Below are 23,552 nucleotides of genomic sequence, written 5' to 3' on the forward strand. Positions count from 1 at the left end.
CTTCTTGCGGCAGGCACACCGCCAGAAGAAAAAAGCGGGGTCCCCGCCTACGGGGGACGACGAGGGGGGTTTCGGCGACGTCGCGATCCTTTCTCAGTTCTATCGGTTACGCGGCATCAGTTGCGAAGCGGCTTGCCGGTTTCGAGCATGTGCTCGACGCGGGCGACCGAGCGGTCGTCGCGCAGGCGGCCCATGAAGGCATCGCGTTCCAGCTTGAGCAGTTCGCCCTCGCTCACCGTATCGACGAGGTCGAACTCGCCGCCGGTCAGCACATCGGCCAGCACGCCGGAGACGACCACGTCGTAGTCGGTCGCCATGCCGCGCTTGTGGAAGCCTTCCACCGCAAGGCCAAGCGCCGTGCGGCCACCGGCGCCGGGCAGCTTGAATTCGGGCGCTTCGGGCGGGGTGTAACCTTCCACCAGCGACAGCGCCTTCTGCTTGGCGTCGTAGAGCAGGCGATCGCGGTTCATCGAGATACCGTCATCCTTGCGCAGGATCATCATCTCACGCGCCTGCTGGGCAGACTTGGAGACTTGCGCGGTCGAAACCATCTCGAACACCTTGGCCACCGCCGGCATCGGGCCCTTGGGCATGCCCGGAGCCTTGCGCCAGCGGTCGATCATCTCGCCATTGCCGCCCCAGCCCGGAACGAGGCCGACGCCGCATTCCACAAGGCCGCAGTAGAGCTCGGCATAGGCCTGGATCGCGTCGCAGTGCAGCAGGATCTCGCAGCCGCCGCCCAGCGCCATGCCGGCAGGCGCGCCGACGACGGGGAACGGAGCGTACTTCAGGCCCTTGTAGGCGAGCTGGCCACCGGCCACGAGCTTTTCGATCTCACCCCAAGCCGCAATGTTCACCGCAAAGAGCGCGAGGCCGAGGTTGGCGCCGGCCGAGAAGGTATCGGCATCGTTGTAGACGACGAGCGCCTTGTACTGCGCCGCCACCAGCGGGATGGCCTGCCCGATCAGCTTCATGACTTCGCCGTCGAGCGCGTTCATCTTGCCGGTGAATTCAAGGCAGACGACGCCATCGCCAATGTCCCAGAGCGCCGCCGAGGCGTTCTTGAGGATCGGCTTGGACGCAAGCTTCACGTCGGCAAGGCGCATCACGCCTTCGGGGCGAACGATGTCGCGGTATTCGCCGTCAAGGCCGAGGAACTGGCGCTTGCCGTTCTCGATCCGGTAGAACGTGCGGTCTCCCGCCACGGTCAGGATCTCCGGCACCGCCTTGCCTTCGGCGGCGAGGCGTTCGGCAAGATACTTGGCGCCGAGCTTGTCGATCATCTCGAACGGGCCGGCCTTCCAGTTGTAGCCCAGCTTCATCGCGTCATCGACGGCAACCACGTCATCCGCGGCCGAGGGTACGAGGCTGGCGGCATAGGCCAGCGTGGCGCCGAGCACGGCCCATGCGTAGGCGCCGATATCGCCCTTGCTTTCGACCAGTGCCTTGAGGTCGCCCTTGGCAGCCGCGCCGCGTGGGCCCTGTGCGGTAATCGTCGGACGGTATTCGCCGGTCTGGAGGTCGATGGTTTCCTTGCGGCGACCGGCCTCCTTGTTGAGGCGGTAGAAGCCGCCCTTGCCCTTGCGGCCGGTGTAGCCTTCGCCGATCATCTTGTTGATCAGCGGAATGTCGCGGGCGATGCCGTGGTAGAGGTCGCCTGCGGGCAGCGTCGAGGTGAGGCTGGCCTGCAGGTGCGGCATCAGATCGATGCCGACCAGATCGACAAGGCCGAAGATGCCGGTCTTGGGCACGCCCATCGGCTTTCCGGCAATGGCGTCGGCCAGTTCGACAGTGATCCCCATGTCGAACGCGGCGTTGAGGCCAAGCTGGATCCAGTAAGTGCCGATACGGTTGGCGATGAAGCCCGGCGTATCCTTGGCCTTGACCACCGTCTTGCCCAGCGAAATGTCGGCAAACTGCTCGACCTTGGCGGCAACGCCGGCGTCGGTCGCAGCACCGGTAACGATCTCCAGCAGGCGCATGTAGCGCGGCGGGTTGAAGAAGTGCGTGATCAGGAAGTCGCGCTTGAACGCGTCCGAACGCCCTTCGACCAGATTGGCGAGCGGGATCGTCGAGGTGTTCGACGAAACGGCGGTACCGTCGCGCTTCACCGCTTCCAGCTTGGCGTAGAGGCCCTGCTTGATATCCAGACGCTCGATCACCGCCTCGATCACCCAGTCGCACTCGGCGACTTTGTCGAGATGGTCTTCGATGTTGCCGGTCTCGACCAGCTTGGCGGCCGACTTGCTCATGAACGGCGCAGGCTCGGTCTTGAGCATCTTCGCCACCGCGCCTTCGGCCACCACGTTACGATTGGTGGCGTCGTTGGGAACGATGTCGAGCAGCAGCACCGGCACGCCGGCATTGGCGACCTGAGCGGCGATCCCGGCACCCATGGTGCCGGCGCCGATCACGCAGACCTTTTTGATCGTGTTGTCGCTCATTCCACCGACTCCAGGATCGTGGCGATGCCCTGACCGCCGCCGATGCACTGGCTGGCGAGCGCATACTTGCCGCCTTCGCGCTTCAGCAGCGAGGCCGCCTTGCCGACGATGCGCGCACCGGTGGCGCCCAGCGGGTGGCCGATGGCGATCGCGCCGCCGTCGATGTTCACCTTGGCGACGTCGAGGCCGAGGTCCTTGATGCAGGCCAGCGCCTGCGAGGCGAAGGCTTCGTTCAGTTCCACCACGTCGAGATCGCCGGCAGCGATGCCCGCGCGCTCAAGCGCCTTCTGGCTCGAAATGATCGGGCCAAGGCCCATGGTTTCCGGCGCGCAGCCCGAAATCGCGACCGACTTGATGCGGGCGAGGATCGGCAAGCCGTGGGCGCGGGCATAATCCTCGGTGGTGACGAGCACGGCGCTGGCGCCGTCGGTCAGCGGAGAGGACGTGCCGGCAGTCACCGAACCGGCCGCATCGAATGCGGGCTTCAGGCCGGCAAGGCCCTCTGCGGTGGTTTCGCCGCGGATGGTGCCGTCTTCGCTGACGAGGCCGGCCTTGGTCTGGATCGGCACGATTTCGTCGGTCAGCTTGCCGGCGTCACGTGCAGCCGAAGCCTTCTGCTGGCTGGAGACGGCAAGCGCTTCCTGTTCGGCGCGCGAAATCTGGTACTTGGTGGCGACGTTCTCGGCCGTTTCGCCCATCGACATGTAGGCAGCGCTGCGCTTGGCCAGTTCCGGGTTCGGCAGCGGATTGAAGCCCATCATCGGCACGCGGCTCATCGATTCGACGCCCGCGCAGACGAACACTTCGCCCGCGCCGATGGCGATCTGGCCCATGGCATAGTGGATCGAGCTCATCGAGGAGCCGCAGAAACGGTTCACGGTCATGCCGCCGACCGAGATCGGCAGGTCCGCCAGCAGCGCCACGAGGCGCGCGATGTTGAAGCCCTGCTCGCCTTCCGGGAACGCGCAGCCGACGACAACGTCTTCGATATCAGCAGCTTCCACGCCGGTCTTGGAGATCAGGCCGCGAATCACCTGGGCGGCAAGATCGTCGGGACGGACGCGGGCAAGAGCGCCCTTGTTCGCCAGATGGAAGGGCGAGCGGGCATAACCCGCGATCACGACACTCTTCATGCATTCTCTCCGTCGGAGCCTCACGCCCCACCACCGATCGGGGGGCGTCACCGTTCTTCCCTAAGGGTGCAATTCTTTCCCTATACGTCAAGCAAATTTTCGGTTACGAGAATGCGACACCTCACCTTATGGGCGCAAACCCTGGGGTACAGAAGGTGCTCGATGGAGAGTTGATGGAAAGGTCGCACATGAGACTTTGGAAACCCGTGGGGACGGCACTGGTTGCCGCCGTCATGCCCGTAATTCTGGGCACTAGTCCCGTTCTGGCGGCCAGTGCCGACCAGGTTGTCGGCAAGTGGATGACCCCTTCCAAGCACGGCGTCATCGAACTCAGCCGCTGCGGCGAATCGGTCTGCGGACACATCGTCGATTCGGATGGCATCAAGGCCAATCCCGACATCCGCGACGTGAACAACAAGGACACCAGCCAGCGCAGCCGCAAGCTCAAGGGCATGCAGATGGTTGGCGGCTTCAAGCGCCAGGGTAACGAGTGGGTTGAAGGCCAGATCTACAATCCCGAAGACGGCGGCACCTACAAGGCGACGATCACGCCGGTGGACGCCAACACGCTCAAGCTGAAGGGCTGCATCGTCTGGCCGCTGTGCAAGACGCAGACCTGGAAGCGTATTCCCTGAAATTCGGCAAGTGCCGGGAGCCATTTCCGGAGTGACCGATTCTGACAGGGAATGAGACTGCCCGCACGCCCCCTGATGCGCGGTAGTCCGATCATCGAGAACATTCAGGGACAAGATTTAGGGAGATGAAAATGAAAAAGATTTCGGGCCGTATCCTGCTGGCGGGCACCGCTTCGGCCATGGCGCTGGGTTTTGCCGGCGCTGCCCATGCCCAGGCTTTTTATCTGCAGGAACAGTCGGTGCGCGCACAGGGCCGCGCTTTTTCGGGTGAAGCCGCCGATACCGGCGTCGATTCGCTCTGGTGGAACCCGGCATCGATCGGCGGCCTCGAAGGCGGCCAGGCATCGGTGCATGCCAGCGTAATCATCCCCAAGGGCAAGGTCGTGGACGATGGCACGCTGATCAAGCGCCCCGGCCAGGCAGCCACTTCGGTGGGCGGCAACCCGGTTGCCAAGAACCCGATCGATAACGGCGTGCTGCCCTCGGGCTCCATCGCTTATGGCTTCGGCAAGGTCGCCTTCGGCCTGACCGTCACCTCGCCCTACTCGTTCACCACCAACTACGATGCCGACAGCTGGGCCCGCTATTCGGCGGACAAGACCAAGCTGCGCACCATCGACATCCAGCCCAGCGTCGCTTTCCAGCCGGTGGAAGGCCTCTATGTCGGCGCGGCAGTGAACGTCGAGCATGTCGACGCCACGCTCGGCAACTACCTGCCCAACCTTTCGCCGCTTCTGGCCGATGGTCACCAGCAACTGAAGGGCAGCGGCTGGGATGTGGGCTGGTCGGTCGGCGCCCAGTACCACAACGGCCCCGCCTCGATCGGCGTCGCCTACAAGTCGGCGATCAAGCACAAGCTTGACGGTTCGCTGACCATCGACGGCCTGCTCGGCCCGCTCGCCGCGCAGAACCGTTCGCTGGACGCCACGGCAGAGTTCTCCACCCCTTGGCAGGCGATCATGTCGGCCCGCGTGAAGGCCACCAAGCAGCTGACGGTGAACGGCCAGGTCGTGGCCTATGGCTGGAGCAAGTTCAACGCGATCACCCTTGGCGCGCCGATCAACCAGTCGCTTCCCGAAAACTACAAGGACGGCTTCTCCTACGCGGTCGGCCTTGATTACGACGTCAGCCCGAAGTGGACGGTGCGCGGCGGCGTGCAGTACGGCGAAACCCCGACCAGCGACGGCAACCGTGACGCGCGCGTTCCGGACAGCAACCGCTGGAACTTCTCGGCCGGTACCACCTACAACATGACCAGCAAGATCGCGATCGACGCGGCCGCCTCGTACATCACGTTCAAGGATGCCCCGATCGACCGCATCACCGCCGCCTATGCCGGTACCGCGGTGCAGACCCCGATCCTGACCAACGGTTCGCTTCAGGACGCCTACGCGATGGTCTTCTCGCTCGGCGCACGGGTGAGCTTCTAATGAGCACTGCGGCGACGATTGACGACAACTCTCCCGTGAATGGAGGTATTTTGGAAACGCCCCTCTCCTCCCACGTTGCGGATGAAATGCCGCCAATCTCGCCGCGCTTGCTTACCGATCTGCTGGACCACGCCGTGGAAGCCCACGGCACCTGGCCGGCGATCGACTTCATGGGCCGCAAGTGGTCCTATGCCGAAGTCGGAGACCTCGCGCGGCGTGCCGCGCGGGGCCTTCAGGACCTTGGCGTCGTAAAGGGCACGCGCGTCGGGCTCTGCCTGCCGAACACGCCCTATTACGTGGTCTGCTACTTCGCAATCCTGCGCATCGGCGGGATCGTGGTGAACTTCAACCCGCTCTATACCGAGCGCGAGATGGCGCATCTGGTGAAGGATTCGGGTGCCGAAATCATCATCGCCTCCGACCTGGCGCTGTCGCTGCCGAAGATCGAGCCGCTGGTCGGCTCCACCAGCTGCGGCGGCGCGCTGAAGCGCGTGGTGGTCTGCCCGATCGCCGATGCCCTGCCCAAGTTCAAGGGGCGCGCCTATCGCCTGCTGAAGCGCAAGGACATCGCGCATGAGCCGCACGACCTGCGCTTCCTGCGCTTTGCCGATCTGATCGCGCGCAATGCCGATCCCGATCCCGTGGAGCGCTCGCCTTCCGACCTTGCCGTGCTGCAGTACACCGGCGGCACCACCGGCGTGCCCAAGGGCGCGATGCTGACCCACGCGAACCTCGCGGCCAATTCCGCGCAGATGATCGCGCACGTCGGCCACATGCCCGAACAGCAGGAGCGCACTCTTGGTGTCCTCCCCCTATTCCACGTCTTCGCGCTGACCACGGTGCTCAACTACTCGGTCGACACCGCTGCCGAGATGATCCTGCTACCGCGCTTCGAGATGAAGTCGTTCCTGGCGACTGCCAAGCGCACCAAGCCCACGCAGTTCTTCGGCGTGCCGACGCTCTACACCGCGCTCAACAAGCAGGAACTCCATGGCGAGTTCGATCAGGTGCGCGTCTGCATCTCCGGCGGCGCGCCGCTGCCGCTGGAAGTGCGCCAGCGCTTCGAACAGCGCACCGGCGTACGCGTAGTGGAAGGCTACGGCCTGTCCGAAGCCTCCCCCATCATCGCCTGCAACCCGCTGGAAGGTCTGGTGAAGGACAATTCCTGCGGCCCCGCCTTCCCCGGCACCGTGCTGGAGATCCGCGATCCGGACAACACGCATAAGGTGCTTGGTCCCGGTGAGCGCGGCGAAGTCTGCGCGCGTGGCCCGCAGGTCATGTCCGGCTATTGGAACCGGCCCGAGGAATCGGAAAAGACCTTCATCTTCGGCGCCCTGCGCACCGGCGACATCGGCTATCTGGACGATGACGGCTATCTGTTCCTGGTGGACCGCATCAAGGACATGATCCTGTGCGGTGGCTATAACGTCTATCCGCGCGTGATCGAAGATGCGCTCTACGAGCATCCGCTGGTGCATGAGGCGATTGTGATCGGCGTTCCCGACGCCTATCGCGGCCAGAGCCCCAAGGCCTTCGTGGCACTGCATCCGGGCGACGTGCTCGATGAGGCGACACTGATGGAATTCCTGCGCGAACGGCTGAACAAGATCGAAATGCCCAGCGCCATCGAATTCCGCGATACTTTGCCCAAGACGCTGGTCGGCAAGCTTTCCAAGAAGGAACTGGTCGAGGAAGAGGCCGCCAAGCGCGCCGCTTCGGATCCGGCCGCATGAGCGGCATGGGGGCAGCGCTGGACGGGGACGGGCCGCAGGGCGGAGGCGAAAGCGGTCGCTCCGCCGATATGCTGGGCATCCAGGAAGCCGCCACGCAACTGGGCGTGACGATGCGCACCTTGCGCTTCTACGAAGACAAGGGCCTGATCGCCCCGCACCGCGCCGGCACCACGCGCATCTATTCGAAGCGCGAGATGGGCCGGATGCAGCTGATCCTGCGCGGCAAGCGGCTGGGTTTCTCGATCCGCGAGATCAAGGAATTCCTTGACCTCTACGACGTCGACCCGGAGCATCACGAGCAGATCCGCACCCTGCTCTCCCGCATCCGCGACCGTATCGAGGAACTGCGCCAGCAGCGCACCGCGATCGACCAGACGCTGGAGGAAATGCTCTCCATCGAACGCCAGTCGCTCGCGTGGCTGGAAGGAACCCCGGTCAAGCCCGTGAAGAAGCCGTCCGGTGAGTGACGCCGCCGTCGCCGACTTGATCGGCCTGCTTTCCGTAGAGGAAATCGATACCGGAATCTTTCGCGGTGCCGCCGTTTCCGAACAGCCGGGCCGCGTCTATGGCGGGCAAGTGGTGGCTCAGGCGCTCGCCGCCGCTGCGCGCGGGATCGAACCGGACCGGCAGGCGCACTCGCTCCACGCCTATTTCCTGCGCGCCGGCGATGCCGGGCGGCCGATCATCTACCGCGTGCTGCCCGATTTCGACGGCAACAGCTTCTCCAACCGCCGCGTCGTCGCCATGCAGGGCGGCAAGCCAATCCTGAATCTGGCCGCCTCGTTCCACCGGCCCGAAGAGGGGCTGGCGCACGCGGTGCCGATGCCGGGCGTGCCCGCGCCCGAACAGTGCCCGGACTTCAAGACCGCGCTGGCCGCTGCCGGGCAGAAGCTTCCGGGCTTCCTGCTGGAACGCCTGGCCGCCTTCGACATCCGCCCCTGCCCGCCGCTGCCGCCGGGTGGTCCTCGGGGCGACCTGCCGCTGCGCTGCCAGTGGTTCCGCATGGCCGCGCCGATGGGTGACGACGCAGTGATGCAGCGCGTGGTGCTGGCCTATGCCAGCGACTTCGCGCTGATCTCCACCGCGCTGATGCCGCACGGCATGGGCTTCTTCTCGCCGGGCGTCTCCGGCGCTAGCCTCGACCACGCGATCTGGTTCCACCAGACCCCGCCGATCGACGACTGGCTGCTCTACGCGATGGACAGCCCCTGGTCCGGCCACGCCCGCGGCTTCGCACGCGGCGCGATCTACTCACGCGACGGGACCTTGGTGGCCAGTGTGGCGCAGGAAGGCCTGCTGCGGGTGAAACCGCAGGACTAAGCGCGAGGGAATCATCCCGCCGCTCAGACCATTTCACCACGCTTCAAAAATTACTCGTCGCCCCCGCGAAGGCGGGGGCCCCGCTTCCTTCTTGCCTCGTGCGCAGAGAAAAGCGGGATCCCCGCCTTCGCGGGGATGACGGGAATTGAGTTGCGATTGAGTGGCGTGCGGCCTCAGGCCCCGATCAGTTCGCGCCCGATCAGCATCCGCCGGATCTCGTTCGTACCGGCGCCGATATCCAGCAGCTTGGCATCGCGCAGATAGCGCTCGACCGGCCAGTCCTTGGTATAGCCCGCCCCGCCCAGCGCCTGTACCGCCTCGCCAGAGACGCGGAAGGCGTTCTCGCTGGCCAGCAGGATCGCCCCGGCCGCATCGAAGCGGGTGGTCTGCCCGGCATCGCAGGCCCGCGCCACGGCATAGACATAGGCCCGCGCCGATTGCAGCGCGACGTACATGTCCGCCACTTTGGCCTGCATCAGCTGGAACGTGCCGATGGCGGTGCCGAACTGGCGACGTTCCCGCACATAGGGGATCACGGTGTCGAGGCAGGCCTGCATGATACCGATCTGCAGCCCCGCAAGCACCACGCGCTCGTAGTCGAGGCCGCTCATCAGCACTTTCACCCCGCCGTTCAGCGGGCCCATCACGTTTTCCGCCGGCACGAAGCAATCGTCGAACACGAGTTCGCACGTGGGCGAGCCGCGCATGCCCATCTTGTCGATCTTCTGGCCGATCGAGAAACCGGGCATGTCCTTCTCGATCAGGAAGGCGGTGATGCCCTTCGATCCGGCCTCGGCATCGGTCTTGGCGTAGACCACCAGCACATCGGCATAAGTGCCGTTGGTAATCCAGAACTTGGTACCGTTGAGACGGAAGCCGCCCTCTACCACATCGGCGCGCAGCTTCATGCTGACGACGTCCGACCCGGCGCCGACCTCGGACATGGCGAGGCTGCCAACGTGCTCGCCCGAAACCAGCTTTGGCAGATACTTCGCCTTCTGCGCATCATTGCCCCAGCGCCGGATCTGGTTGACGCAAAGGTTCGAATGCGCGCCGTAGGACAGCCCCACCGAAGCCGAAGCGCGGCTGACTTCCTCCACCGCGATCACATGCTCCAGATAGCCGAGCCCGGTGCCGCCCCACTCTTCCTCGACCGTCAGGCCGTGGAGGCCGAGTTCGCCCATGGCGGGCCAGAGTTCGCGCGGGAACCAGTCTTCGGCATCGATGCGGGCGGCCAGCGGCGCGATCTGTTCGTCGGCGAAGCGGGCGACGCTTTCGCGGATCATCTCGGCGCTTTCACCCAGCGCGAAATCGAAGTCGGGGGTGGCTTTCATGTCGTCTTCCCAAAATTCCACGGCGCGTCGGTGCGGCCTTTGCGCGCAAACTACTGGAACGCCCCGATGCAAACAAATTGAAACTTCCACGCCCATTGAATAGATTTTACCAATGATAAAGCGCGCGCACATCCGGCACTTTCTGGCCGTCGCCGATTCCGGCAGCTTCAAGCAGGCAGCGGCGCGGCTGCACGTGACCCAGCCCACCGTTTCCACCAGCATCGCCGAACTAGAGCGTCTGGTCGGATCCCCGCTCTTCGTGCGGGACCGGCGCCATGTCCGCCTTACCGAGCCCGGCGGTGCCTTCCTGCCCATCGCCCGCGACCTTGAAGCCGGCTTCCGCCGCGCCGACCAGTTCGCCAAATCGTCGCAATACCCCGTCCTGCAACAGTGGCCGGACCTGAAGCTGGGGGTGATCCCCACCGTGTCCGGCCCGATGCTGCAGGCCGTGGCAGGGCAGCTGGCCGAGCACTACGGCGTGGAACTGGTGGAGGGTGACGACCACGATCTGCGCAGCCAATTGGCCAGCGGCAAGATCCAGCTGGCGCTTACCCTGCTGGGCAACGGCGAAGCCGGGCCTGACGTCACGCCCCTACTGGAAGAGCCTTATGTCGTGGTCATGGCGGGCAACCACCCGCTGGTCGGAACCGCCGAGATCGCGGCCGGCGAACTGGCGAGCGAGATCATGATCGCCCGCCGCTCTTGCGAGGCGTTGCAGCGTACCAGCCGCTTCTTCACCGATGCCGGCGTGCGCCCGCGCTTTGCCCTGCGCAGCGAGAACGAGGACCGCTGCCTGCGCATGGTGGCGGCCGGCCTGGGCATAACGGTGGCGCCGCGCTCGCTGGCCCCGGAAGGGACGGCGACGGCCGAAGTGAGGGATTTCGGCCTGACGCGGCGCCTGGGTTTCGTCCGCGCCCCAGGCCATCCCGGAAGCGCGGACGAAGCGGAAAAGCTGGCGGCGATACTGGAGACGATCGCCGCCAACCTTCCCGGTTCCTGATTATTCCGGCGGGGTTTCCTTGTACGTGTCCCAATTCTTGAGCCACGCATCGACCACCTTGGAGCCGACAACGTAAAGGCTCTCCACAGAGGCTTCGAGCCCGGCATACCCCTCGTTCTCACGCAGCAGGTAGGACGCGGCATCCACGCCCGGCGGCGGCATCGTGTAGTTGGAGCCGGCGCGCAGCACGAGCACGCGGTCCTTCTGCGCCCGGCCGATGCGGTCGAGATAAGTCATCGCCTGAAGCACGCCGGTGTCTTCCATGGCGGACGTCACAAACTCGCCCTTGCCCTGCGTCCAGTAGTGGACCCAGTCGTTGGCCCAGTCGGTCAGCAGCTTGCCGTGCCAGAAGGTCATCGCCGAAAGCGTCTCCCCTTCCAGCACGAAAGGCGGTTTCTGCGCATTGGGATAGCCGGTGAAGCGCATGCGTTCGGTGCGGATCGCGTCGCTGTCGGGCAGCTTCACGTCCTTGGTCAGATTGAACGCCCAGCCGACCAGCTTGGGGTTGATCTCATAAACTTCACCGCCCGAGGTATCGATCGGCGTAGTCTTGTCGTTCGGCCCTTTCAGGTGGCGTGGGAAGTAGCCGCTCTTCCAGTCCTTGGGGATTTCACGCGCGTCGATCTCGTGCGCCAGATCGCCATCGACCACATAGCGCGCCCACGCTGCCGAGCCGATCGAGGCATCCTGCGGGTCGATCCCGGCAATGCCTGCCACCAGCCAATAGGCCTTGGACAGATCGAAGCGCGGATCGAGGCCCAGCGCCATCGTCGCCGCCGTGGAACGCGCGGTGCCGACGCCGGTCACCATGCCCAGAACCTGCGTCTCCGGATTGTAGTAGAGGTCATGAAACGACTGCGGGAAAGGAATGCGCTGGGTAAGGTGCGCGCGCTCTTTCCAGAGCTGGAATTCGCCCGCCGTATCGCCCTCGTCCGCGCCGATCTCGAACAGCGAGACGACCACCACTTTCACCGGCAGGGGCGCGGCACAGGGCTTGCCGGGCAGGCAAGTGGAAATGTCGGGAACGGCGGGAGCGGCAAGCGCCGGCGCGGCCAGAGAGGCGGCGGCAACGGCGGCAAGCACGGAAAAAGTCTTCGAAAACATCATCAAAAGCAGCGCCTGCAGAAAGGTACCGGGGGCGCCAGTAGGGAAGCGCCCCCGGAAGAGGAAAAATCAGAACTTGTAGACGATCGAGCCCTGCCAGCTGCGCGGGGTTTCCGGCAGCACGATGGTGGAGCCGAACAGTTCGGTGAAATTGGCCCGGAAGTAGCGTTCGTTGGTGGCGTTCTTCACCACCACGCGGAACAGCCACGGCCCGGTGTCATACGAAGCCGAGAGGTCGACCTTGGTATAGGCCGGCAGCTTCACCGCCTGCGACTGGCCGGAATAGACCGAATCCACCTTCACCGCGCTGGCACTGAGCGCGAGGCCCATGTCGAAGGCATACGTTGCCGTCAGCGAGTAGAGGTTGGTCGGGATACCGGCGCGGCGTGACTTCTCCTTGCTGTCCACCAGCACGAGGCCGATCGGCTGACCGCCGAGGTACAGCGTCGGGTCGGAGACGTTCACCAGATCCTCGATACCGAAGAAGCTGAATAGCGAACCATCCTCGATCGCGGTCAGGTTGTAGACTTTGGTGCGGGTGTAGCCGCCGGTCACCAGCAGGTGCTTGTTCACCGACCAGCGCGCCTCGGCCTCAAGCCCCTTGGTCTCCACCGACTGGTTCACGGTGATCGACTGGATGTTATAATCGGTACGCTTCTGCTTGTAGACCGACAGCGCCGCATAGAGCCGGTCTTCGAGGAAGCTGCCCTTGATACCGCCTTCGTAGAGCTTCGAGGCAGAGACGAAGGTGCCCGCCGCCACGTCGCCCGCGTAGAGTTCGGCGCCCTGCCCGGCGATCACCGTCGATTGGCGGGCGATGGTCGCATAAGGGATGATGCCATAGGGCAGCTTGTAGTTGGCGGAGGCCGACCATGACCATGCGCCCTTGCTGTTGCTGGCCGAAACCAGCGCCGGGGTGACCAGCATCTTGGTGGGATCGTAGGTCGACTTGGCCTTGATGTAGTCGTACCGGCCGCCCAGCGTGATATCGAGACCGAAGTCGAAATCGAGGTCGGCAAGGCCGGCCATCGCATAGTCGGTGTAGTGGCCGCTGACGTAGTTCGAATAACCGCAGTCCGCCGCCGTGTAGCCGGGCTCGGTGCTGAACGGGCATTCCGTGGCGAGCAGGCGATCGGACAAGGCATTGTATCCCACCGTCAAGTCGACGCGGTGGAAGTATTCGTAGTCGAAATCGTCACCGTGCTTGAACTTGGTGTAGCGGATCGAGGGCGAGACCTGGAACGCGAACTTGCCGACATCGGTGGTGAACTTCTTGGCGAGAACGATCTTGTCCTCGAACACCCAGGAATCGTGGAATTGCGCGAAGCCGTAAGCGTTCTCGTTGATGTTCTCATAGCTGTCGTAGAACGCCTGGTTCTTGATCTGCAGGTCATCCTCACCATCCCAGATCAAGTCGGCGTAAAGCGTGGTCGAGCGGGTATCGAGCCGGTCGTCCTTGCCCGCCAGCACATCCTTGCGGCTGAGCTTCGTGGTGCCGGTGTTGGTCAGCGCCAGCCACGGGTAATTATCCTTGAACGTGGCATCGGTGAACGAGGCTGCCGGAACGCCGAACGGGCCGAAGCTGCCGATGGCGTTGAACTCACCGGCGGAAATCTGGCCATCACCGTTGGCATCGACCGCCTGCGCGGCGCCGGTGATATAGGTGCCGTTATCGACCAGATCCTGTGTCAGGCGGTTCCAGCCGCCATTCTGCACGCCCTTGTAGTTCTGGTACATGCCGCCGAATTCCAGCCGCAAGTTGGGCGTAAAATCGGTATCGAAGGCGGCCTGCAGCACCGTGTTCTTGGTGGAGATGTTGCGGTAGTAGCTGCCCGAATCCTCGACCTCCGCGAACAGGCTATAGCCGAATTCCTGACTGCCCAGCTTGCCGGGGCCGCGGATTTCGGCCTTGAGATCGGCTTTCTCCCACGACCCGCCGGTAAAGGTCACTTCGCCTTCGGGTTCGGAGAGATAGGAACCGCCCGCCACGCGCGCGGACTTGGGCACGAAGTTCATGTAGCCGCCGGTCTTCGACGGGCCATAGATCGGCGAGGCGGGGCCGCGCACGATGTCGATGCGGTCCGACGCGCCGATCGGCGTCGGATAGTTGCCCGGATTGTCCAGACGGCGCATGCCGCGGAAGTAGACTTCGCCCGGCGTTCCGCGAATGTCGAGCGCACCGCCGACCCCGAAGAACGAGTTGGTGAACGTACCCGGCGCCTGCGCGACCAGATCGTAGATGTCGCTGATGCCGAAGCGTTCGATCTGCTCGCTGCTGATCGTCGATGCCGATCGCGGCGTTTCGGTCAGCGTCTTGTCGAATCCGAATACCGAGCCGACGTCGGCCACGGGAAGCGCGCCCAGCGATCCGGTGACGATGATGTCCTGGGCAGGTTCCTCGGCCGGTGCCGGCGCGGGATCGGCCGCTGGCGAATCGGCGGCAAAGGCGGGCGAAGCGATCGCCGATCCGCACAGCAGCGCGGCGGTCAGGCCGAGAATGGCCCCCCGACGCCCCCTGATCCTCTTCGGGCTGAACTTCATGGCCGAGCGGAAAAGCACCTCATTGTTGTTCGTTGCGGTCATCGTGCCGAAACCCCCTGAACCCCAGCGCCGCGCACCCCTGATGCGGGCCGGAATTGCTTTTGTGTGTCCCTCCTCTCCCAAAGGGCTGTTCTTGTTGCGGCGCGTCCTTGCGTGGCGCGCCGGGCACCCATTCGCTTGTTTTTATTCGGTAGTTCCCGCCGTTTTCGGCGTTGGATTCCAGTCGTTCGCCTGCGCCTCGAACCGGTCGAGCCGGGCTTCGAGTTCGGCTTCGAGCCGGGCCTTCTCGCTGCCCGCGATCAGCGCGCGGCAGGCCGGTGCGGCAAAGCCCGATGCACATGGCACTGCCGGCTCGCCCGAATGGCGGTCGCGCCACAGGCTGGCGCCGGGCATGAAGCCGAACTCCAGACTGTCGCGCGCCACTTTCTTGAGATCGGCGTAAGTCAGCCCCTGCTCGCGCACCGCACGCAGGTATTCGTTGGTCAGATCGGTGCGCAGGATGCCCTGATCGTCCGTCGACAGCGTCACCGGCACGCCGAAGCGGCGGTAGAGATTGATCGGATGCTCGCCGCCCTTCACGCTCAGGATCACATCGTTGCTGGTGAGGTTGACCTCCACCGCGACATGCCCCGCAGCCATGCGGCGCAAGGTACCAGTGGCGTCGTCCTCATAGGCAATGCCGCTGCCGTGGCCGATGCGCTCCGCGCCGGCGTCGATGGCCTTACGCATATGGTTCTTCATCGCCGCAGGCGGCACTTGCCCGAAGGCCAGTTCGCCCGCGTGGAGCGTGCGGTGGACGCGCGGGTACTTCGCCGCCAGGAAGCGCACCATCGCCATATGCAGGTCGTAGTCGCGCAGTGAAATCGGCCAGTCCTCGGGCTGAACGAGGTTGATGCCGACATAGCGCGGATCCGCATCGGCCAGCGCGAAGGAGAGGATCAGCGAGCGGAACACTTGCGCAGGCGGCAGTGCGCGGAACCCGCTGGCGAGATAGTGCAGCGCCACGCCGCAGGCCGGATCGGCGGCGGCAGTACCGCAGGCAAGGCCCTTGCGCACAGTAGCCTCGTCGCGGTCCAGTTCGGCGCGGGCCTGCGCGATCACCGGGGCCAGCGCCTTCACTTCCGTGGCATAGCGCGCCGCCAGCCCGGCCTCGTCCAGCGGCGCGTCCGGCGCGGCGAGGATCGATGCCATCATGACCTCGGGATTGTGCATCAGCTCAAGGTAGAGCGCGTGGTCGCCCGCCGTCGTGCGCAGCGCCACCATCATCGCCTGCGCCATCGAACCGCGCGCGGCGGGGCCGAAACGTTCGAAGCTGATGAAGAACTGGGTGTGACCGGAAACCGCCTCCGCGCCCACGCCATGCTGCCAGCCGCGCGTGCCGAGGTGGTCGACCAGCCTGGCATAATCGAACGGCCGGTCACTGGCGATGCGGGTGATCTTGTCGGCATCGGCGCAAGGCGGCGGGACGAGCGCGAGATCGGCAGTGGCGCAGAACCCTTTGCTTCCGGCCCAGCCCAGCCAGTCCTCGGCCGAAGGCGTGCCGCCCAGATGATTGTGCAAGTCGCCGCCCTTCGGCATCGCCTGAAGGAACGTGCGCAGCATCGCGGCATTGCCGGAAAGCTGGCCCATCACCGTCGCCGCGCGGGCCTCCCCGGCGGCATCGGCCCGCGCCACCGAGGCAGACGCCAGTACCGATCCGGCCATGAGTATCGAGGCGACAAGCCGCTTCACTTGCCTGCACTTCCTGGGGCGGCGCCTCCGGGAATGGCGTCCTTGTACCGTTCCCAATGCGCCAGCAATTCGTGCACCACAGGCGCGCCGACGCGGTAGTTCGCTTCGTAGGCGGCCACTTGCCCCGGCCCCTCGTCCCCCACGCTGGCCAGCGCATCCACGCCCGGCGGCGGCATCGACGGATTGCTGGCGCTGCGCAGCACCAGCACGCGGCCCATGTCCACCAGCCCCTGCGCCGCCGCATTGAGCATGGCGCCCTGCATCGACTGGCTTTCCATGTTGGTCATGACGAACCGGCCCTTGCCACCGGTCCAGAGCTTCACCCAGTCGCGCGCCCACTGCGTGCGTTCCGGCCCATGCCAGTAGCGCACCGTACCCAGCGTCTCCCCCTCCAGCACGAAGGGCGGCTTCTGCGCGTTGGGATAGCCCGTCCACGCCGCGCGCGCCTTGGCGAGCGCCGGACTGTCCGGGATAGCCACGTCCTTCGTCATCGCGAAAGCCCAGCTTTCAAGACCCCGGTTGAGCGGCGCTGACATCGACAGAGCGCCGGCATCGGTCATCCCGGCAAAGCTGTCCGGATTGTCGGGAAGCTGGTTCGGTGCCTTCGCGCCGATCGCGAAGAGGCCATAGGGCCAGCCCTTGGGCACCGCCCGGTCGTCGAATTCGCGCATGGTATCGCCCGAAACCACCCAGCGCGACCATGCGACGCTACCCACCGAGGCGACTTCGGGATCGACGCCCGAAATGCCGGTGAAAAGCCAGTAGGTCTTCGAAAAATCGAAACGCGGGTCGAGCGTCAGCGCGGTCAGCTGCTCACCCACGCCGCTCATCAGCGATCCGGCGCTGCCCCAGACGATGCCGTAGAGCCCGTCCTTGTTGCGCAGCAGCGGATGGAGCACCCCGCGCACCGCGATCTTTTCATCGAGATGTTCGCGTTCCGCCCAAAGCTGGAATTCGCCGGGCGCATCGCCTTTGTCGGCGCCCGGTTCGAAATTGGCGACGACCACCACCTTGACCGGGATCGGTGCAAGCTTGGGAAGGCCGGGCACCGCCGGCTCGGCAGCGACGGCGGGCATGGCCACAGGCACGGCAAGCGTCGCAAGCGCAGGCGCCAGCCATCGTCCCCAGCGGGACGCAATCGATTGAATCGTCGTCATGAACCCCTGAACCCCGTGAGGGGGCGCGACCCCGGCCAGGGTGTTGGGAAACCCTTTATGGAAATTGCGCCCCCGTGCCGACGGCACGCTGTTCGGCCGCCGCCTAAGGCGCGGAAAACCGCGCCATGCAGAGGGCTGGCCATGTCGCACCTTTCGACGTTTCCCAATGCGTAAGGGCTTGACTTGGTGCGAGCAAACGCAATGATTTCCACGCAGCGTTGCAAAAATTAGAGCAGGTATCGGGTCACATGCCGGCGTTTTCGCGTTTTCTCCGCTATTTCATGGCCGTTGGCCGGCTGGGCTCGATCCGCAAGGCGGCGGACGAGCTGAACGTCTCCGCCTCGGCGATCGATCGGCAGATTCTGAACGTGGAGGCGGAACTGGGCTTGCCGCTGTTCGAACGCCTGCCCACCGGCCTGCGGCTGACGGCGGCGGGCGAGATGATGATGGCATCGGGCAGCCAGTGGCAGCAGGGCATGACCAGCCTGCGCGCCCGCATCGAAGACTTGCGCGGGCTGAAGCGCGGCCATGTCGACATCGCAGTGATCGACGCGCTGGCCAAGGGCTACGTGCCCGACATGATCCACGCGATCCAGCAGCGCTATCCCGGCATTTCCATCGGCGTGAAAGTGATCGGCAACGAGCACGTCCGCCGCGCCATTGCCGAGGGTGAGGTGGATTTCGGCATCCTGTTCGAACCGCATTCCTACCGCGACCTCACCGTGCGCGCCTTCGTCGAAGTGGTGCTGGGCTTCCTGACCCCGCCCGGCCATCCGCTGGGCGACAAGCGCGAGGCACGCTTTTCGGTCTGCGCCGGCGAGCCGCTGATCGCGCCGGCCGAACCGCTGGCGGTGTGCCAGCAGATCGCCGTGCTGGAAGGCGCCACCGGCGTCGTGCCCGAACGCAAGGTGACCAGCGACAACATCCAGATGATCACCTCTCTGGTGATGCGCGGCGTGGGCGTGGGCGTGCTCACCTCGCTGGACGTCGCCACTGAAGTGCAGCGCGGCCTGCTGAACTTCACCCGCATTTCCGACCCGCTGCTGCGGCCGATGACGCTGGCGCTCTGCACCGCCTCCGCCCGCACGCCCTCCTATGCCGCAGCGATGGTGCTGGGCGAGATCGAGAACAGCTTCGCCCAGCTCAGCTATGCGGCCTCCGTCGCACCCGCATAAGCCCTGCGGATTGATCGCACCGCGCGAACCCGATAATTTCCGCTTCAACTCCCTTCTTCCAGGAATTCGATAGATGTCCGATCACGCCGAGCCGCAGCTCCACTTCCTCGATTACTACGAGGATTTTCTGGCCAAGGTCCGCCAGCTTTCGCGCAAGGTGCAGGAACGCGAATGGCAGCCGGACTTCGTGATCGGCATCGGCCGCGGCGGGCTGGTGCCGGCGGTCTACATGTCGCAGCAGCTTGACCTGCCGATGCTGTCGATCGACCATTCGGCCAAAGTCCCCGGCTTCGCGGACGAACTGCTGGCCAAAGTCGCGGCGATGAGCGCGGCGGGCACGCGGCTGCTGTTCATCGATGACATCAACGATTCCGGCGGCACCATCGAATACATTCGCGGACTGCTGGCCAGCAACGGCGGCGTGCAGGAGAACCTGCACTTCGCGGTGCTGATCAACAACAAAAGCTCCAAGGTGGAAGTGGACCTCTGGGTCGACATGATCGACCGCACGGAGGACAAGCGCTGGTTCGTGTTCCCGTGGGAATCGGTGGGCACCCGCGATGCGATTATCGAGGAAGCGCGATCGGTTCCCGAACGGCTGGCCTGAAGGGCCCGCCTCCCCAATCAAAACCTCGTCATCCCCGCCTTCGCGGGGGCGACAAGGTGCCGGCTCAACGTTCGGCCGAGCACCCTATGTACCGCGTCAAGCCTCCGCCGCCATGTAGGCGTCGATCCGTTCCAAATGCACCGCCACCGCCTCGGCCGGCAGGAACGATCCGGTGAAGCTGTTCCGCGCCAGCAGCGCCAGCGCATCGCGGTCCAGCCCGCGCGCCTTGGCTACGGCGCGGTAATTGTCCGCCACGTAGCCGCCGAAATAGGCCGGATCGTCCGAATTGACCGTGGCCTTCAAGCCATGCGCCAGCATCGCGTCGATCGGATGGTCGGCCAGATCGTCCACGACGCAAAGCTTGTGGTTGGACAGCGGGCAGACGGTCAGCGTCATACCTTCGCGTACCAGCCGTTCGATCAGCGCCGGATCCTCCAGCGCGCGGTTGCCATGGTCGATGCGGTGGACGCCCAGCACGTCCAGCGCCTGATGCACATATTCGGGCGGGCCTTCCTCACCGGCATGGGCGGTGATCTTCAGCCCCTTGTCGCGCGCTGCGGCGAAGACGCGGGCGAACTTTTCGGGCGGGTGGCCCACTTCGGAGGAATCCAGCCCCACCGCCTCGATCCGGTCCAGCCACGGTTCCGCCTCTTCCAGCGTGGCGAAGGCGGCCTCTTCGGAAAGGTGGCGCAGGAACGAGAGGATCAGGCTGCTGGTCAGGCCATATTCGGCCTCCGCCGCCGCCATCGCGGAGAGCAGCCCCTCGATCACTTCCGAAAACGCCACGCCGCGATCGGTGTGGGTCTGCGGATCGAACATGATTTCCGCATGGACCACGCCATCCGCCGCCGCGCGGGCGAAGTAGGCCATGGCCAGATCGTGGAAGTCCTGCCGCTTCAGCAGCACGTTGGCTCCGGCGTAGTAGATGTCCAGAAAGTCCTGAAGGTTCGAGAAATCGTAGGCCGCCCGCACTTCCTCCACCGTGGCGAAGGGGATCGCCACGCCATTGCGTTCGGCCAGCGCGAACATCAGTTCGGGCTCAAGGCTGCCTTCGATGTGGAGGTGAAGCTCCGCTTTGGGCAGGCCGGCGATGAAGCTGTCGAGGTCTGGGAAGCTATCGGGGTCGGTCATGTCTTGTCCCTGTTCCAGGCGCAGCGGCCCAGCAGATAAGTGCGCGCAACCGCGCGGTCGTCCCCCAGCACCTGCAACGCAAACAGCCGTTCGGCAAGAGTGGCGCCGTGCGTGCGCCGCGCCAGCAGCGGTGTCGCAGTCGGGTCGAGCACTACGAAATCGGCTTCCTGCCCCACGTCCAGACTGCCCACGCGGTCTTCGATATGCAGCAGCGCCGCACTGCCCGCCGTCGCCAGCCAGAGCGCGCGGAACGGTTCCAGCCGCTCCCCCTTCATCAGCGCCGCCTGATAGGCGATACCCTGCGTATGCAGCAGCGAGAATGTCGTCCCCGCGCCCACATCGGTGCCCAGACCCAGCCGCAGGCCATGACGATCCGCCTGCCCGAAATCGAAGAAGCCGGAACCCAAAAACAGGTTGGAACTGGGGCAGACGGCAATGCCCGCGCCGCTTTCGTGCAGCCGCGCGCAGGACCGGTCAGACAAGTGGACGCCATGCGCGAAGACCGACCGATCGGTGACGAGGCCGAAACGGTCGTACGCGTCGAGATAGTCCGCCGCCTCGGTAAAGCGCGCCTTCACTTCGGCGCATTCGCGTAGGTTCTCGGCAAGGTGGGTGTGCATCAGCACATCGGGATGGTCGGCCAGCAGCGCACCGGCGTCCGCAAGCTGCGCATCGCTGGAGGCCAGCGCAAACCGGGGGGTAACCGCATAGCCCAGCCGCCCGCGACCGCGCCACCGGCGGATTAGCGCCTCGCTCTCCGCCCGGCCCGAGGCGACGGTGTCCCTCAGCCCCTCCGGCCCCAGGTCCATCAGCACTTTGCCGGAGATCACGCGCATGTCTCGCGCCTGCGCCGCCTCGAACAGCGCGTCGACGGACTGTTCGTGCACGGTGGGGAAGACCAGCGCGCTGGTAGTGCCGTTCTTCAGCAATTCGTCGAGGAAGAACCCCGCGACCGCATCGGCGTGGGCCTTGTCGACGAAGGCCTTTTCGGCGGGGAAGATGTGCCGTTCCAGCCAGTCCAGCAGTTGCTCGCCGTGCGAGGCGATGCGGTCCGTCTGCGGATAGTGGATATGCGAATCGACGAAGCCCGGCACGATCAGGCCGGGCAGGGTTTCCACCGGCACATCGCCATGGCGCCCGGCAAGATCGGCGTAAGCCCCGCGCGCAATGACGACGCCGTCTTCCACCACCAGCAGGCCGTCGGCTTCATGCCGAACCGCTTCTGGGTCGGTGCGGGGGTCACGGGATACGGACAGGAATTCGCCGCGAAAGGCGCGGATCATGCGGAAAACCTCTTGAACATCAACTGCCTCGGTACGTCGAATAGCCGAAGGGCGATACCAGTAGCGGCACGTGATAATGCCCGTCCGCCTCGGCCACGCCGAAGTGGATCGGCACCCGATCGATGAACGGCGGATCCGACAGTGCCGCGCCCTTGGCCCGGAAGTAGTCGGCAACGGCGAAAGTCAGCGCATACATCCCCGGATCGAGCGCCGGTATGCCGGGGCAGCGGCCATCGCCATTGGTGACGCCGGCGAACAGCACCGTGCCCGCTGCATCGGTCAGTTCCAGCGCGATGCCCTCTGCCGGGCAGCCGTGGGCGGTATCGAGCACATGGGTGGAAAGGCTGCTCATGCGGCGGCCATTCCCTGCACTGGCCCCGGCCCCGGTCCGTCCGGCGTCCAGTTTCCGAGGAATTCGTGTTCGTCGTAAGTCAGGAAATCGGCCACCAGAGCCTCTCGATCGTCCAGGAAAAGTTGGTCCGCCACGCCCCGCACGAGCCTTGGCAGCGCGTTCTGCAAACCCGACAGGGCCGATGCGGAAAGGCCAAGGCTGACGAGCGCGGAATAGTTGAACGCGAACAGCCCGTGCAGCGGAGCCGGATCCGCCCCATCGCGCGCCACGAACTCGAACGCGGGGCCGAGATAGGGATGCGCGTCGATCAGGGCATTGCGCGGGCCCACGGGCGTGACTCGCTCGCACCAGCGCAGGATGCCGTCCGCCACTGCGCCCAATTCCGGGCGCAGGCCGGGATCGCTGACAAGGCCGGTAGAGACCACCACAAAATCGAAATCGTGGAAGCCGTGCGGCGTCGTCACCCGCACGCGCCCCTCGTGTTCCGCCACATCCAGCCACGGCGCGCCGAGGTGGAGGTGGAAGCCCGGCCATGCCGCAGCCCGTTCGAACGTGTCGTTGGTGGGCGGCTGGTTGTGGCCCAGGAAGCAGTCCATCGCCGCGTATTTCGTAGCATCGTCCAGCGCCGGATAGCGTGCGGTGAAGCCCACCCGCTCCATGAAGCGGATCGGATTGACGCGCGGCAAGTCCTTGCGGCGGATGAAGACTTCCGCCGCCGCCACCCCTTGCGACAGCGCATAGTTGGCATTGTCGAAGGCCGAAGCCCCGCCGCCCAGAATGCCGATGCGCTTGCCGTGCAGCGCGTCGAAGTCGATCGGCTCGCTGGTATGGGCCCATCGCGACTTGGGCAGATTGTCCCGCACCATCGCCGGCGTGTGCCACTCCCCGCCGCCCTGGATCCCGGTGGCCAGCACGACCTTGCGCGCCAGCGCCACCGCTCCGTCCGCGAAATGCAGGCGATGCAGGCCCCGTTCGGGCAATGGCTCGATCCGCGTCAGTTTCGCACCGTTCTCGACCGGCAGATCGAGCACGCGGCGATACCAGCGCAAGTATTCCATCCAGTCGCCGCGCGCGATCTTGTCCACCGCATCCCAGCCGGCCGCGCCGTGCTGCGCCTCCCACCAGGCGCGGTAGGTGAGCGAGGGGATGCCGAAATCGATGGGGTTGAGGTGCTTGGGCGTGCGCAGCGTGACCATCCGCGCATACGTCTCCCAAGGCCCCTCGAACCCGGCGACGTTCTCGTCGAACACCATGACATTGGAAACGCCTTCGCGGCGCAGGCCGAAAGCGGCGGAAAGCCCGCACTGCCCGCCGCCGATCACGGCAACATCGAACACGCGTTCGCCGTCATGCTCACGCGGGCGCACCCATTCGGCGCGGACGAAGCCGATCAGCTCGATCTCGCGCGCGAGCTTCGCTTCCAGTGCGGGAAGGCCGATGGC

General features: G+C 65.3%; 19 protein-coding genes. 8 read left to right on the forward strand and 11 right to left on the reverse strand.

What is annotated here, in order from left to right:
- Positions 1-116: 116 nt before the first annotated feature.
- Both ACZ1JC_RS26260 and ACZ1JC_RS26265 read right to left on the reverse strand, forming a co-directional pair.
- Positions 117-2,444, reverse strand: a complete 2,328-nt coding sequence (locus ACZ1JC_RS26260; protein ID WP_465137363.1) for a 3-hydroxyacyl-CoA dehydrogenase/enoyl-CoA hydratase family protein — start codon at positions 2,442-2,444, stop codon at positions 117-119.
- Entirely contained in the window at positions 2,441-3,577 is a 1,137-nt protein-coding gene (locus tag ACZ1JC_RS26265) for a thiolase family protein (RefSeq protein WP_465137362.1), read from the reverse strand. Before ACZ1JC_RS26265 ends, ACZ1JC_RS26260 begins: the two co-directional genes overlap by 4 nt.
- Before the next feature lie 188 nt (positions 3,578-3,765).
- Here ACZ1JC_RS26265 and ACZ1JC_RS26270 point away from each other — a divergent pair, with 188 nt between their 5' ends.
- The 5 genes from ACZ1JC_RS26270 to ACZ1JC_RS26290 all read left to right on the forward strand — a co-directional run bounded on the left by ACZ1JC_RS26270 (position 3,766) and on the right by ACZ1JC_RS26290 (position 8,695).
- Positions 3,766-4,212, forward strand: a complete 447-nt coding sequence (locus ACZ1JC_RS26270; RefSeq protein WP_465137361.1) for a DUF2147 domain-containing protein — start codon at positions 3,766-3,768, stop codon at positions 4,210-4,212.
- A gap of 131 nt (positions 4,213-4,343) precedes the next feature.
- Positions 4,344-5,642 carry an OmpP1/FadL family transporter gene (locus ACZ1JC_RS26275; RefSeq protein WP_465137360.1) on the forward strand — a complete coding sequence of 433 codons (1,299 nt, stop codon included), beginning with the start codon at positions 4,344-4,346 and terminating at the stop codon, positions 5,640-5,642.
- A gap of 86 nt (positions 5,643-5,728) precedes the next feature.
- Positions 5,729-7,375 (forward strand): long-chain-fatty-acid--CoA ligase, encoded by a 1,647-nt coding sequence (locus tag ACZ1JC_RS26280; protein WP_465138489.1) that lies wholly within the window; start codon positions 5,729-5,731, stop codon positions 7,373-7,375.
- Positions 7,376-7,443: 68 nt separating this feature from the next.
- Complete coding sequence (locus ACZ1JC_RS26285; RefSeq protein WP_465138488.1) at positions 7,444-7,842, forward strand: MerR family transcriptional regulator; 399 nt, start codon at positions 7,444-7,446, stop codon at positions 7,840-7,842.
- The gene (locus ACZ1JC_RS26290; RefSeq protein WP_465137359.1) at positions 7,835-8,695 is read left to right on the forward strand and encodes an acyl-CoA thioesterase; all 861 of its coding nucleotides are present in this window, start codon (positions 7,835-7,837) and stop codon (positions 8,693-8,695) included. Before ACZ1JC_RS26285 ends, ACZ1JC_RS26290 begins: the two co-directional genes overlap by 8 nt.
- Positions 8,696-8,868: 173 nt before the next feature.
- On the opposite strand, the gene ACZ1JC_RS26295 is transcribed toward ACZ1JC_RS26290, so the two are convergent.
- On the reverse strand, positions 8,869-10,029 hold the full coding sequence (locus tag ACZ1JC_RS26295) for an isovaleryl-CoA dehydrogenase (RefSeq protein ID WP_465137358.1): 1,161 nt from the start codon (positions 10,027-10,029) through the stop codon (positions 8,869-8,871).
- Between the two features lie 112 nt (positions 10,030-10,141).
- Here ACZ1JC_RS26295 and ACZ1JC_RS26300 point away from each other — a divergent pair, with 112 nt between their 5' ends.
- Positions 10,142-11,029 (forward strand): LysR family transcriptional regulator, encoded by an 888-nt coding sequence (locus ACZ1JC_RS26300; RefSeq protein WP_465137357.1) that lies wholly within the window; start codon positions 10,142-10,144, stop codon positions 11,027-11,029.
- Here ACZ1JC_RS26300 and ACZ1JC_RS26305 read toward each other — a convergent pair whose 3' ends face one another.
- The 4 genes from ACZ1JC_RS26305 to ACZ1JC_RS26320 all read right to left on the reverse strand — a co-directional run bounded on the left by ACZ1JC_RS26305 (position 11,030) and on the right by ACZ1JC_RS26320 (position 17,562).
- On the reverse strand, positions 11,030-12,136 hold the full coding sequence (locus tag ACZ1JC_RS26305; RefSeq protein WP_465137356.1) for a purine nucleoside permease: 1,107 nt from the start codon (positions 12,134-12,136) through the stop codon (positions 11,030-11,032). It abuts the gene before it with no gap.
- Between the two features lie 66 nt (positions 12,137-12,202).
- Positions 12,203-14,716, reverse strand: a complete 2,514-nt coding sequence (locus ACZ1JC_RS26310; protein ID WP_465137355.1) for a TonB-dependent siderophore receptor — start codon at positions 14,714-14,716, stop codon at positions 12,203-12,205.
- A gap of 141 nt (positions 14,717-14,857) precedes the next feature.
- Positions 14,858-16,405 (reverse strand): adenosine deaminase family protein, encoded by a 1,548-nt coding sequence (locus tag ACZ1JC_RS26315; RefSeq protein WP_465137354.1) that lies wholly within the window; start codon positions 16,403-16,405, stop codon positions 14,858-14,860.
- On the reverse strand, positions 16,402-17,562 hold the full coding sequence (locus ACZ1JC_RS26320) for a purine nucleoside permease (protein ID WP_465137353.1): 1,161 nt from the start codon (positions 17,560-17,562) through the stop codon (positions 16,402-16,404). Before ACZ1JC_RS26320 ends, ACZ1JC_RS26315 begins: the two co-directional genes overlap by 4 nt.
- A gap of 248 nt (positions 17,563-17,810) precedes the next feature.
- Here ACZ1JC_RS26320 and ACZ1JC_RS26325 point away from each other — a divergent pair, with 248 nt between their 5' ends.
- Complete coding sequence (locus ACZ1JC_RS26325) at positions 17,811-18,737, forward strand: LysR family transcriptional regulator (RefSeq protein ID WP_465137352.1); 927 nt, start codon at positions 17,811-17,813, stop codon at positions 18,735-18,737.
- A gap of 73 nt (positions 18,738-18,810) precedes the next feature.
- A complete protein-coding gene (locus ACZ1JC_RS26330; RefSeq protein WP_465137351.1) occupies positions 18,811-19,344 on the forward strand; it encodes a phosphoribosyltransferase in 534 nt (177 codons plus the stop codon).
- Positions 19,345-19,440: 96 nt separating this feature from the next.
- Here the strand turns inward: ACZ1JC_RS26330 and ACZ1JC_RS26335 are convergent, their stop codons facing one another.
- Genes ACZ1JC_RS26335 through ACZ1JC_RS26350 form a run of 4 tightly spaced genes read right to left on the reverse strand, consistent with a single transcriptional unit; the run spans position 19,441 to position 23,549 of the window.
- Positions 19,441-20,475 (reverse strand): adenosine deaminase, encoded by a 1,035-nt coding sequence (locus ACZ1JC_RS26335; protein WP_465137350.1) that lies wholly within the window; start codon positions 20,473-20,475, stop codon positions 19,441-19,443.
- Positions 20,472-21,758, reverse strand: coding sequence for a guanine deaminase (gene guaD, locus ACZ1JC_RS26340; protein ID WP_465137349.1), 1,287 nt, complete (start codon positions 21,756-21,758; stop codon positions 20,472-20,474). Before guaD ends, ACZ1JC_RS26335 begins: the two co-directional genes overlap by 4 nt.
- A 19-nt stretch (positions 21,759-21,777) precedes the next feature.
- The gene (gene uraH, locus ACZ1JC_RS26345) at positions 21,778-22,110 is read right to left on the reverse strand and encodes a hydroxyisourate hydrolase (protein ID WP_465137348.1); all 333 of its coding nucleotides are present in this window, start codon (positions 22,108-22,110) and stop codon (positions 21,778-21,780) included.
- Positions 22,107-23,549: an FAD/NAD(P)-binding protein gene (locus tag ACZ1JC_RS26350; protein ID WP_465138487.1), complete on the reverse strand. Its 1,443-nt coding sequence runs from the start codon at positions 23,547-23,549 to the stop codon at positions 22,107-22,109. Before ACZ1JC_RS26350 ends, uraH begins: the two co-directional genes overlap by 4 nt.
- Between the last annotated feature and the right edge of the window lie 3 nt (positions 23,550-23,552).

It is taken from the genome of Sphingomonas sp. BL-S-28, assembly GCF_055521515.1.